The sequence below is a fragment of the Peptacetobacter hiranonis genome (assembly GCF_008151785.1).
In the GTDB taxonomy this organism is placed as follows: Bacteria; Bacillota; Clostridia; order Peptostreptococcales; family Peptostreptococcaceae; genus Peptacetobacter; species Peptacetobacter hiranonis.
On sequence record NZ_CP036523.1, the window covers coordinates 1406070 to 1418912 of the forward strand.

Annotated in this window: 14 protein-coding genes; 5 read left to right on the forward strand and 9 right to left on the reverse strand. The window is 30.4% G+C overall.

Annotated elements, in window-relative coordinates:
* Positions 1–195 precede the first annotated feature (195 nt).
* Positions 196–1575: a YjiH family protein gene (locus tag KGNDJEFE_RS06665; protein WP_242649219.1), complete on the forward strand. Its 1380-nt coding sequence runs from the start codon at positions 196–198 to the stop codon at positions 1573–1575.
* 145 nt (positions 1576–1720) lie between these two features.
* On the opposite strand, the gene pyrE is transcribed toward KGNDJEFE_RS06665, so the two are convergent.
* Positions 1721–2404, reverse strand: a complete 684-nt coding sequence (pyrE, locus tag KGNDJEFE_RS06670; RefSeq protein WP_006440274.1) for an orotate phosphoribosyltransferase — start codon at positions 2402–2404, stop codon at positions 1721–1723.
* Between the two features lie 86 nt (positions 2405–2490).
* On the reverse strand, positions 2491–2649 hold the full coding sequence (locus KGNDJEFE_RS11760) for a hypothetical protein (protein ID WP_006440273.1): 159 nt from the start codon (positions 2647–2649) through the stop codon (positions 2491–2493).
* A 305-nt stretch (positions 2650–2954) separates the two neighbouring features.
* Here KGNDJEFE_RS11760 and KGNDJEFE_RS06675 point away from each other — a divergent pair, with 305 nt between their 5' ends.
* The gene (locus tag KGNDJEFE_RS06675; protein WP_006440272.1) at positions 2955–3248 is read left to right on the forward strand and encodes a hypothetical protein; all 294 of its coding nucleotides are present in this window, start codon (positions 2955–2957) and stop codon (positions 3246–3248) included.
* A 440-nt stretch (positions 3249–3688) separates the two neighbouring features.
* Here the strand turns inward: KGNDJEFE_RS06675 and KGNDJEFE_RS06680 are convergent, their stop codons facing one another.
* Complete coding sequence (locus KGNDJEFE_RS06680; RefSeq protein ID WP_006440271.1) at positions 3689–4003, reverse strand: hypothetical protein; 315 nt, start codon at positions 4001–4003, stop codon at positions 3689–3691.
* Between the two features lie 27 nt (positions 4004–4030).
* The gene (locus KGNDJEFE_RS06685; RefSeq protein ID WP_006440270.1) at positions 4031–5230 is read right to left on the reverse strand and encodes an alanyl-tRNA editing protein; all 1200 of its coding nucleotides are present in this window, start codon (positions 5228–5230) and stop codon (positions 4031–4033) included.
* A gap of 250 nt (positions 5231–5480) precedes the next feature.
* Between KGNDJEFE_RS06685 and msrA the strand changes: the two genes are divergently transcribed.
* Positions 5481–6434, forward strand: a complete 954-nt coding sequence (gene msrA / locus KGNDJEFE_RS06690) for a peptide-methionine (S)-S-oxide reductase MsrA (RefSeq protein WP_006440269.1) — start codon at positions 5481–5483, stop codon at positions 6432–6434.
* 108 nt (positions 6435–6542) lie between these two features.
* Here msrA and KGNDJEFE_RS06695 read toward each other — a convergent pair whose 3' ends face one another.
* The 3 genes from KGNDJEFE_RS06695 to KGNDJEFE_RS06705 form a co-directional block, all read right to left on the reverse strand.
* Positions 6543–7751, reverse strand: coding sequence for an MFS transporter (locus KGNDJEFE_RS06695; protein WP_006440268.1), 1209 nt, complete (start codon positions 7749–7751; stop codon positions 6543–6545).
* 60 nt (positions 7752–7811) lie between these two features.
* Positions 7812–9002 (reverse strand): MalY/PatB family protein, encoded by a 1191-nt coding sequence (locus KGNDJEFE_RS06700; protein ID WP_040410455.1) that lies wholly within the window; start codon positions 9000–9002, stop codon positions 7812–7814.
* A 285-nt stretch (positions 9003–9287) separates the two neighbouring features.
* Positions 9288–10190, reverse strand: coding sequence for a DMT family transporter (locus KGNDJEFE_RS06705; protein ID WP_006440266.1), 903 nt, complete (start codon positions 10188–10190; stop codon positions 9288–9290).
* Between the two features lie 391 nt (positions 10191–10581).
* On the opposite strand from KGNDJEFE_RS06705, the gene KGNDJEFE_RS06710 reads away from it, so the two are divergent.
* Together KGNDJEFE_RS06710 and KGNDJEFE_RS06715 are read left to right on the forward strand one after the other, a co-directional pair.
* Positions 10582–10926 carry a RidA family protein gene (locus KGNDJEFE_RS06710; RefSeq protein ID WP_006440265.1) on the forward strand — a complete coding sequence of 115 codons (345 nt, stop codon included), beginning with the start codon at positions 10582–10584 and terminating at the stop codon, positions 10924–10926.
* Between the two features lie 202 nt (positions 10927–11128).
* Entirely contained in the window at positions 11129–11773 is a 645-nt protein-coding gene (locus KGNDJEFE_RS06715) for a GntR family transcriptional regulator (protein WP_040410454.1), read from the forward strand.
* A 40-nt stretch (positions 11774–11813) separates the two neighbouring features.
* On the opposite strand, the gene KGNDJEFE_RS06720 is transcribed toward KGNDJEFE_RS06715, so the two are convergent.
* A complete protein-coding gene (locus KGNDJEFE_RS06720; protein ID WP_006440263.1) occupies positions 11814–12524 on the reverse strand; it encodes an HAD family hydrolase in 711 nt (236 codons plus the stop codon).
* 25 nt (positions 12525–12549) lie between these two features.
* Entirely contained in the window at positions 12550–12837 is a 288-nt protein-coding gene (locus tag KGNDJEFE_RS06725) for a GNAT family N-acetyltransferase (protein WP_006440262.1), read from the reverse strand.
* Positions 12838–12843: the final 6 nt, after the last annotated feature.

The window sequence follows — 12843 nt, forward strand, 5'->3', positions numbered from 1 at the left end:
TCTAGTAAAAATAAGATAAACTTATATTTAGCTTTTGAAAGTTTTTTCAAAGGCTTTTTTAATGTAATTTAAATTTGTTTATTATAGTCTAAAAGAGATTTATTTTAAAAAGATAATATTACTTTTAGAATATTTATTAATAAAAATTAAATTTCATAAAAATATTTAAAATCTAAGTTCTTAGGAGGGATTATTTTGAGTAATAACACGAATGAAAAATCCATAACAGCTGCTGGATTTTTCAAATTCTTTATTCCGTCGCTATTTGGTATGATTCTTTTCATAATACCACTGCCATACGGAAGCATGTTCCCTATTGAAGGTCTTTCATCGGTAAATATAGGGATAGGTTTTTTAGCTGAACTTATAAAAATTTTACTTGCCGATTATATGAACTACATCGCACTTGTAGTAATCATAGCATCTGCTATTTTCTCAATTATGAGTAAATTTATAAAAGTTAAAAATGATTTTTTAAGAACTGTTCTTGAAGTTTCACCATTTTGGTTAACATTTAGAATACTTGGTGCAATATTTATATTTATGACTATATTTAAGGTAGGTCCAGAATTTATACATTCTGATGTGACAGGGGGCACTATGATAGGTGTGCTTCCAAGCTTACTTGCTATATTCTTAGTATCAGGTTTCCTACTTCCTTTAGTTGTTGACTTTGGGTTAATGGATTTATTTGGTACTTTAATATCTAAGTTTATGTATAAGCTATTTAAAGTTCCTGGAAGATCTGCAATAGATGCGATATCTTCTTGGCTTGGAGATGGTACTCTTGGAATTATGATAACTGATACTCAGTACAAACAGGGATTCTACACTGCTAAAGAAGCGTCAATAATAGCAGTTTGTTTCTCACTAGTTTCACTTCCATTCTCTACAGTAATAGCTGACCAGCTTGGATTTATGGATATATTTGTTCCATTCTACGGTACTGTTTGTTTAGCTTCATTAGCTTGTGCACTTATAATGCCTAGAATATATCCTCTTAGCAAGTTTGAAGATACTACTTATATGGGTGTTGAACATCTTAAAGAAGAAGTTATACCTAAAGGAGAAAATGTGTTTGCATTTGGACTTAAAAAAGCAGTTGAAAGAGCTGAAACTTCTCCTTCTTTTGGAGATATTATACTAAACGGATGCAAAACTGTTATAGATATGTACTTTGGATTACTTCCACTTGTTATGGCTTGGGGTACTCTAGCACTTATCGTTGCTGAATACACTCCTTTCTTTACAATAATATCTTATCCAATAGTATTTATACTTAAATTACTTGCTATACCAAATGCAGTAGAAGCTGCTCCAGCAGTTTTAGTAGGATTTACAGACATGTTCCTACCTTCTATAATGGTGTCAGTTGATGGAATAGCTGAGGTTACTAAGTTTATAATCGGTGTTTTATCAATATCTCAGTTAATATATTTAACAGAAACAGGTGCTGTTGTTCTTAAATCGGATATACCACTAAATCTAAAGGATTTACTTGTAGTTTTCTTAGTTAGAACAGCGATAAGTTTACCTATAATAACATTAGTAGCGAAATTTGTAATCTTCGCATAAATAAACAGGACAAGAGTATAACTCTTGTCCTAAGTTTTTTTATTTGTTATCACATGAATTTCTGTTAAATCACTAAATTCATAATCAATTATATTAAAAAAGAGGTGATTGCAAATTATTACAATCACCCCAATATATTTATATATTATTTTTTTGCTCCATACTGTTTGTAGTATTCGTCTATAGCAGCTTTTATTTCGTCGTTTATTACTATTTCACCGTTGCATGGTTTGTTGTATAAGTATTCTACAACTTCTGCCATTGTTACTATAGCATTTGTATCGAATCCGTATAATTCTTTTACTTCATCTAAAGCGCATTTTACTCCGCCTTTTCCTATTTCCATACGGTCTAGAGATACCATAAGTCCTACTATTTCAACGTTTGCTGCACCTCTTACTTTTGGAACTGTTTCTTCCATAGATTTTCCAGATGTAGTTACGTCTTCTATCATTATTACTCTATCGCCATCCTGAAGTTCGCTTCCAAGGAATCCACCTTTGTCAGCACCATGATCTTTAACTTCTTTTCTATCTGAGCAATAACGTACTTCTTTTCCGTATAATTCACTATATGCAATTGCTGTTACTACACCTAGTGGTATACCTTTGTAAGCTGGTCCGAACAGCACATCGAAATCATCTCCATATTTATCATGTATAGCTTTAGCATAGTATTCTCCAAGTCTTTTTAACTGTGAACCTGTTACATAAGCACCAGCATTCATGAAGAATGGTGATTTTCTTCCACTCTTTAATGTAAATTCTCCAAATTTTAATACTTTGCTTTCAACCATAAAGTCTATAAATTGTTCTTTATATGCTTCCATATTTACAACCTCCGTATCTGTAGCTTTTTAAATCTTTTTAATTTTACCACAGATTTGCGATTATTTCAATTCTCTAACTTCAGCTATTAATGGACCCTTTCCTTTTTCATTCCTTTAAACTGCCCTCTTTTAACCTCAAAATAAAATCCTAATTGTTCATATATCTCATTTAACTCGTATAAAGTTACTTCTCCATGTTCTAAATTTGAAAAAGTTATTTCTCTTAATGTTCTTTCTCTTTCCATGATAAAATCCTCTCCTCAAAAAAAATTTTATGTATGTTAATATTCCCAATTTAATATATTTGCAAACATTTTTTAGTAAAATTGTTCTGTTCTTCTATAGAACATCTGTTCCTTTTGTTAATTCTATTATACCATACATATGTTCGATTTCAAGATTTTTGTTCGATTTTTTGATAAGAATTTTATTAAATTTGTATAAATTTTTTCTGCTTAACTTTTGAACAATTTCCTATAAATACACTTGATATATTTTTGAATAAGTTATAAAGTATTTTATAATACTAAAAAATATTTGGAGGTTTCCGATGGACAAAGATAACAAAAATTCGAAAACAATAGACTTCAATTCTATAGATAGAGAAAAAAGAGATAAAAAACTAAACGAATCTATGACTGTAAACACATATGAAGGAAAGAAAAAAACTACCAACGACGGAAAAATAATAGAATTCGAACAAGCTAAAAAAGAACAAAAAACAAAAGCTCGCAAACAAAAAATAAAAAATGCCGCTCCCAAAGGAAGAAGCAGCTACATAAAAATATTCTACGCTATACTACTTGTACTTATAGTCTTTGTAGTATTCTCAAAACTAATCTAAAATAAAAGCATTATCATTTATAAAATAAATAAGTATTTTGCTATGTAAAATAATTTAACAATTATAAAATTTAAAAATTAGGGACTGTTAGTATAATATTGCAATAATTCCATTTTATTAGTCATAATCTTTTATAAATTTACTATCTTGAAAAAGCGGATAAATAAAAATTCACCAAAACTATTGATAGTATGTAGCATATGAGTTATATAGACAAAACTCTTTCGACAATCTGCAGACGCGCATTTTAGTAAAAACAGAACTATTTTTCGCTTACGCGTCGAAGCCTGGAGAAGAGTTTGTCTATATCTCATATGCTTCGCATAATAACAAAGTTTTTGGTGAATTTTTATTTATCCACTTTACAGATAGTAAATTTATAAAAGATTATACTAAAAAGGGACTATTGCAAATTTATACAACAGCCCCTTTTTATTTAATTATCTAACCATAAATAATCCTACTGTAGATAATATCATGGTTATAGTCATAAGTATTCTTGCTTTTCCAAAATCCTTATCCTTCATAACAAACGCTATTACACCTGGAACAAATAACGCTGCTGAAATTAACTTAAACACTATATTTGAACTTGGCACAACTGAGAATAAAAGTACGCATAGAACAAACATATATAGCCCTATTGCATTAAAAACAAGCTTATTTGATCCAAGATTTTTCAATAAAAACATAATTCCTATTGATAATACATCCAACCCTAAAAATACATACATAATAGTTGTTAAATTTTCCATTTTAAAATTCCACCTTCCCAATTAAAACTACTCAAAATGAGCTAAAAACATCTTACAAGATTTTTCGATAAATTCATCTGATTTGCCGTTGTTTACTCCACCACCCTGTGCTGAGTATCTACTTCCTCCACCTTTTCCTTCTATAATGGAGATATTACTTCTTAATATATCTGACATACTAGGTCCGTCTATATCTTCAGTGTATGCAAATACAACATTTATCCTATTTGAAACTTCATTTAAAAACATAACAGCCATTTTTTCATTTTCTGTAATTTTCTTAACCATTTTGTTTAAATATCTACTGTCTTTATCTTTAAATACAGCCTTTATAAGTTTTATATCGTCTACAAGCTCAGCTTTTTCAACTAATTCTTTAATTCTATAATCCAATAACTCATCTTCTAGCATATTTTTCTGATGTATAATTTCATCGCATTTTTCTTCAATATTTTTAACGCATTTTTCTATATTTTCTTCATTGCAGCTAAGATGCTTACAAAGACTTGTCATAACAGCATCTCTTTTTAATACATAGTCAACTGCTCTTTTTCCAGCCAAGAACTCTACTCTTGTAGCATTTCTACATTTTTCTGTTCTTTTTATTTTTAAAAGTTTTAGTTCTCCTGTGTATTCTGGGTGGCATCCACAACAAGCATTCGTATCTAAATCACCTATTCTAACAATTCTTATCTCCTCAGCTGTATCTGGAAGCTTTCTTCTAGTCCATGTATCCTCTAATTCGTCTTTTGAAGGCACAAATATATCGACGTGTATATTTTGGCGAATTACATCATTTGCCATTTTTTCAACTTCTAAAAGCATCTCATCCGTAAACTCACCCTCTATATCAACTGTGCTTATATCCTCACCTAAATGGAATCCACAAGTGTTTCTATTGTATTTTGTAAAGAAGCATCCAGAAAGTACATGCTGCCCAAAATGCTGGTGCATTCCATCTTCTCTTCTATCCCAGTCTATAGCTCCTTTTACCTGATTTTCAGATAAATTTTCTTCTATTATATGATAGACCTTTCCATTTTCCTCAAGCATATCTACAACTTCTATTCCGTTTAACGTACCCTTATCACAAAACTGTCCGCCACCACCTGGGAAAAATGCAGTCTGATCTAATTCTACTAGGTATTTTCCTTCTCTTTCTATTACATCGACAACTTTTGCATCGAATTCTGTTTTATATCTATCTGTGTAGTATAATTTTTCCATTTTTTCATCTCTTTCTTTAATGTTTCTTTTTTCATAGTTTTCTGTAATTTCAATAATAATATTATATCATTTATTAAAAATAAAAACATCTTTATTTAAAGAAGATAAAATTTAAACAATTTCTATTTTTCCTGTTTAAAAACATTTTCATTGGGAATATATCTTATATAAGATAATTTTAAAGTTTTCAAGATAAATTACAATTTGTCTTGTATATTAATAATTACGATTACAAAGGATGTGTAAATATATGATAAAAAAAGCTACATTTGCAGGAGGATGTTTTTGGTGTATGGTCAAACCATTCTCTAAATATGATGGAATACTTGAGGTTATTTCTGGATACACTGGTGGTGAAACAGAAAACCCTACATACAAAGAAGTGTGCGGCGGAACTACAGGACATTACGAAGCTATTGAAATAACTTATGATGATTCTCTAATAGATTATGCTGACATATTAGATGTGTTCTGGAAACAGATAGATCCAACTGATTCTAATGGTCAGTTTGTCGACAGAGGTCCTCAGTACAGACCAGCTATATTTGTTCACGATGAAGAACAGAGAAAAATAGCTGAACAGTCTAAAAAAGAATTAGATGAAAGCAAAAGATTTGATAGACCTATATCAGTTGAAATAATTGATGCTACTACATTCTACAATGCAGAACCAGAGCATCAGAATTACTACAAAAAACAGCCTAAACATTATAATATGTACTACAAAAATTCTGGAAGATACAATTTCGTTAAGGCGTTTTGGGATGGAAGTAGACCTGATAGGGACGAATTAAAAGAAAAACTTACTGATATTCAGTTTGAAGTTACTCAGAATGATATGACTGAGTGTCCATTTGAAAATGACTACTTCAACAACTTTGAAGAAGGAATATATGTAGATGTCGTTGGTGGAGAAGTATTATTCTCTTCTAAAGACAAATTTGAAAGCGGTTGTGGTTGGCCAGCATTCTCTAAACCTGTAGAAAACAACTCTCTATCAGAAAGAACTGACTTCTCTATGGGAATGCTTAGAACTGAGGTAAGAAGTAGAGTATCAAACTCTCACTTAGGACACGTATTTGATGACGGTCCAGAAGAGCTTGGAGGACTTAGATACTGCATAAACTCTGCATCACTTAAATTCATACCTAAAGAAGATATGGAAAAAGAAGGCTACGGAGAATATTTAAAAATATTTGAATAAAATTCAAAACTTAAACTTGTTAGTAGGTATTCTCACATACTTAACTATAAAACCAATTAATTATATCCCTAAAAAGGTGCTGTTGCATATTTGCAACAGCACCTTTTATTATTTCTTTCCTATTAAATCACTTTTATAAATACTTCTAAATATTAGTACTCCTATCACATACAGTACAACAGTTACAAAATATGGTGCATTATATGAAATATGCTCCATTATGAATCCACCAGCAGTTATTCCCACTGCTCTACTAAGATTTTGAATAACTGCAGCCAAGCTACTTAAGTTTGTTCTTTCATCCTCTTCAATAAGGTCCATCTCAAGATTTTGCATAACAGGTGTAGCCATATTCATAAGACCATTTCTCATAAAGAAAGCTATTGTAAGCATTATAAGCCCTTGAGGGAACATTATTGATAGTAGAAACGGTATTGATATAAGCTGGCAGAATATAACCGTTCTGGCTCTTCCCATTCTCGATACTAAAAATGGTATAACCATACCACCGACGATACATCCAAACTGGGATATAGATAAAATACTACCTACAACGGCATCACTTATATTCATACTGTATTTTAGATATATACTGAAGAATGGAACAACAAGACCTGCTCCAACTCCAATAATTCCGTAATAAATCATAAATGCTATTACATTTTTCTTCATTATATTCTTATAAGCCTTAAAACATCCCTTCATATCTCTAGGAACATGGTTTTTAGGATCTTTCATAAGCGCTATAGGAATTATCGCTATTAAAGACATAAATGTAGATATTACGAAAATTATCTGAACTGCTGTTTTTGAATCGACAACGTGAGCCATATAAGATGAAATTACTCCACCTAAAAATGTAGCCAAAACATATCCTAAGTTGTAGATTACATAACTAAGGCTGAAAACAGCAACCCTATTTTCCTCAGGAGTATTTTCGGTTATAAACATTCCCTCTTCAGTCGCCCTTACACTAAGACCAAACCCTACAGCAACAGACATAAGAAGTATCAGTATCTTGCTATGAACAAAGATAATTCCTATACTACCAGCTGCAGTAAATAAAAATCCTAGCATAAAACTGTATCTTCTACCTATTTTTTCCAATAGATATGCACTAAAAACAGAGCCAAACGCAATAACCAACGTATTTATGGATAATACATATCCTACAAAATGTTCTCCATACCCAATTTCTTTCAGATATATTCCGACAAATGTATTGAAAACTCCCATAACAAAACATTCAATCAGATTTACAATCAAGAACATTTTCATATTTCTATTTAGCTTTTTTATTACTCTTATAGTTTCCATATTTTCCGCCTTTTAAAAAATTAAAGGCCTATCCCCTATTTATATCTTCCCAAAGCTTAATTATCTATCTTTAAAAGATTCGTGTATTCTCTTCATACATTCTTCTAATATACATCTTGGGCAAGCTATGTTTATTCTTTCAAATCCGCTTCCTTCTTCACCGAACATTGTACCTTCGTCGAATATTAATCCAGCTTCTTCAAGCATTATTGTTTCTAATTCGTCAGCACTTATTCCATATTCATTGAAGTCTAACCACATTAAGTATGTTCCTTCTAATGGAGTTACTTTAACTTTTGGAAGGTTTTCTTTAACGAATTCTTCTACATATTTAGCATTTGAATCTAAGTATTCTATTAATTCATCTAACCAATCTTCACTTTCATTGTATGCAGCGATTACTGCTTCTATTGAGAATGGGTTAGGATTGTGCTGTGCTCCACTCTTTGGAACTTCTTTTAACCAAGCTTCTCTAAGCTCTGGAGTGTTTATTATTATATTTGACATCTGCATACCAGCAAGGTTGAATGTCTTACTAGCTGCTAGACAAGTAACTATGTGTTCTTTATATTCTGGGCATAATTTCTGTAGATTTATGTGTTTATGTCCTTTTCTTACTAAATCATTGTGTATTTCGTCAGCTATTATAAAGACATCATGTTTTTTACATATTTCAACAACTTTTTTAAGCTCTTCTTCAGTCCATACTCTACCTACTGGGTTGTGAGGTGAGCAAAGTATCATTAATTTATTATTAGGATCTGCTGCTTTTTCTTCTAAATCTTCAAAGTTCATAGTGTATTTACCATTTTTGTATATAAGAGGGTTGTTTACAACTTTTCTATTGTTCTCTTTTATCTTATTTGTGAATGGGTAGTAAACTGGTCTCTGTATAATTACACCATTTCCTTCTTCAGTTAATAATCTTATTAAAAGTGCTACTGCAGGAACTACTCCTCCACAGAACATTATAGATTCTCTGTCTAATTCCCAATCGAATCTTCTCTTGTACCAACCTAAAACAGCGTTATAAAATTCATCTGTTTCTCTTGTGCTATATCCAAATACTTTTCTATCTGCTACTCTATGTACTGATTCAATTATAGGATCCGCAACAGCAAAGTCCATATCTGCTATCCACATAGGTATAGAGTCTTTTTTAGCTCTTGGGAAAGTCTTATCAAGATTGTCCCATTTTGTACAGTTTGTATTTCTTCTTTCTACATATTCGTCAAAATTATATTTTCCCATTTTTTCCATCTCCCCATATTTTTATTTTATAAATTTTTTGACTTTTCTCTTATTATTATAATTCATTTGTGATAATTTTGTTAAGGTTTTTAAAAAAATTTATTGATAAACAATTTCTATTTATTTTATAGATTTTATCAATAGCATTATAAATTTTATTAAAAATATGCTTTAAAAAAGGAGATTTTCTTTTATTTAAGAATATCTCCCTTTTATAAAAATTAATTCTTATATTTTATTTGTAGCAAATTTCTTCTGCTAATTCTACATTAGCTATTATTGAATCTAACTGCACTTCATAGATTTATTCTCAAGTTTTGCTCTTTCTTCTCTATCAAGCTTTCTATTATACATAAACATATAAAGCGCAGCAGCAAATACTATACAGTATCCTAAAATACTCCATCTATCTGGATACGCACCAAATATAACTATACTTAAAATTGCTGAGAATATTATATTTGTATAATCGAATATAGAAATCTCTTTTGCTGGAGCAAATCTATATGCCAGTGTTATCCCAAACTGACCTATACTAGCACATACACCAGCCATAAGCATATACACAAGCTGCATTAATGTCATCGGCTCATAAACCATAACCACTATTGGCAGTATAGAAACTATAGAAAATACTGAGAAGAAGAATACTATTGTATAATAGTCTTCTTTATTTCCTATTGCTCTAAGGCAAGTGTACGCAGATGCTGCACAAATTGCTCCAAGTATTCCTATCAAATATGGTATTACCTGAACACTAAATGTAGGCTTAATTATAAATAAAGCTCCTATAAAAGCTATGATTATCATCGAAATCTGTTTTGTATTTATTTTTTCCTTTAAGAATACTGCACTTAAAATAACCACTAAGAATGGGCTTATCTTGTTTAACATATTAGCATCTGATAGTATTAGCTTATCTATCGCATAGAAGTTGAATATCACTCCTAAAGTTCCAAATAATGATCTCATAAGTAAAAGCTTTCTATTTTCCTTCTTCCCTGTAAAACTTCCCTTATGTTTTATTATTAGATAAAGTGCCATTACTGTAGACACTAAATTTCTGAAAAATACTTTCTGAAAACTTGGTAAATCACCTGCTAATTTTACAAAAGCAGACATTCCCGCAAACCCAGCTGCAGATAGTATTATAAAGAATACACCTTTTAATCTGTTACTTGATTCCATACTATTCCTCCTCTTTAAAATTATATTTTAATCCCTTTTAAATAATCTCAAATCTAATTAGTTTGATATTATAATTTATTATTTTGAAATAAAATTATAAATTACTCTTTTAAAATAATAAAACTATATATTAAAATCAAACTCCTTTATTAGTTTATATTTTACCCTCTTTAATGTCAAGTTACACAATTTTTTTAACTTTTAAGATTTATGCGCTAAATATTGTCAAACATCGTTTTCCACGATAATTTTTCTCAATTAAATACAATTTAAATTTATTTTTCTCAATTATTTTTTGTTTATTAGTTTATTATTTTTTATTCTTGGACTAGATTATTTTTAACATATATATTATAATTTTATAGCATATTATTTTAAGGAGGATGAAATTATGTCAATAAAAAGATTTGAAGGCACTGGAAGAATGAGCAGAGTTGTAAAACACAAAGATACTATATATCTATGCGGACAGACTTGCGGAGAAGGAGATATAATAGAACAGACTAAAGGTGTTCTTGCTAAAGTTGAAGAATTATTAGAAAACTACGGATCAGATAAAAAACATATCCTTTCTGTAACAATATACTTAAGAGATATGAAAGACTTCGAACAGATGAACTCTGTTTGGGATGCATGGGTAGAAGAAGGACACGAACCAGCTAGAGCTTGTGTTGAAGCTAGACTTGCTAGAGAACATCTACTTGTTGAAATGAGTGTAGTTGCTGCTGAAAAATAGTATATACTCTAAACTATTGAACATTTAAATATTAATTTTTTGAAGGCGATTTAATACGAATTTTTTATATTTTCTATTATTTCGCCTTTTTTATTTTAAAATATTTACATAGTTACATTTTTATTTGTTGCCAATAGCTAGACAAATTTGTTAAAATATTATAAAATAGAAGTATTATAATTATTTAAAAGTGGGTGATTTAATGGATAGTAATTACACAATGCCGATATATCAGAAAATCGCTCTAGATATAGCAAATAAGATATATACAGGTGAAGTAGAAGAAAATTCAATTTTATATGGTCGTTCTGTTCTAGCTGGAAAATACAATGTATCTCCAGAAACAGTTAGACGTTCTGTGAAAATACTTGAAGACATAGGTGTTGTCAAAAGTATTAAAGGAAAGGGTGTTATAGTACTTTCATCTGCTAAAGCATCTTCTTTTATTAAAAAATATCAGGACCTTACAAATATCTCATCTTATAAGTCAGACTTGTACGATCTTCTAGATGCAAAATCTAAAATCGAAGACAATATTCTAGATACAATCAATAAAATCTTAGATTATTCAAACAGACTAGAGATAATAAATCCTCTTGTTCCTGCTCAGTTTGTGCTTACTAAAGAATGTAAGTATATCGGTCAGGATGCTGGAAAAACTAAGTTCTGGCAGAATACTGGTGGTACAATAGTAGCAATCAAGAGAAACGACGAACTTATAATTTCTCCTGGGCCATATATAGAATTTATGGAGGGAGATACTTTACTAGTAGTTGGAGATAAACATATATTCAACTCTGTACCTATGTTCCTATATGGAAATGACGACAAAGAAGAACAAAAATAAAAAATGCCTCCTTTGACTGATGTCTTAGGAGGCTTATTTTTTATTTTTCTAAAATATTCTTTAAAAATTTTATCGCTTCATCCAAATCCTCTAGCTTTGCAACTATCATCTCTTCCACTTCTTCTGGTGCATCAGCCAATAAATCCGGAATCATTATCGGATTTATTCCAGCTGCATATGCTGATCTTATCCCATTTGGAGAATCTTCAAATGCTATACAACTTGTATAATCAACACCTAATCCATCACATGCCATATTATAAATCTGTGGATCTGGCTTTGATTTAGTCACCATATCACCACAAATTATCGTATCAAAGTATCCTCCAATACCTACATCGTATATTTTTGACATAGCATACTTTCTACTAGAAGATGTAGCAACAGCCATTTTTATTTTATTTTCTTTTAAAAACTCTAAAATATTAATTAACCCCTTCTTAACCGGAGTTCCATTTTTTGCTAAATAATCGGCTGATACCTCTCTATATCTATCCGTAAAACCTTCAAAATCAAAGTCTTCTCCGTATTTATCTAAAAAATACTCTCTTCTTCTGTTGTAGTTCATACCTAAAGTATTGTATATATTATCTCCAAAGTTATCATATCCCATTTCTTTTCCTGTAACATCCCAACAATACTTTATAAGCCACTCTGTGTTAAACATAAGACCATCCATATCAAACACAACAGCATTCAAATTTCCCTTTAATTCCTCAGCTCGCTGTTTATCAAATTCATTCAATTTCATTTATAATACTTTACCTCTCAAATACTTATTTTGCCCAAACATCAGCATATTCTTCTCTTTTCTCAAAAGTATGCTCAACATAAGAGCACTCAGGTACTATTTTAACACCTTTTTCCCTAGCTTGCTTAACTATTTCAGCTAATAAAAGACCTGCTATTCCATGACCTGCATAATCTGGACGAACAAAAGTACTATTTACAACCCAATTTCCGTCCTGCTCAACGTATTTTATCTTTCCTACTCTCTTATCTTCTTTATCTGTATCTAAAGCAATTGCTCTATTTTTATCTGCTTGATATTCTATTCTTATCATAATAAT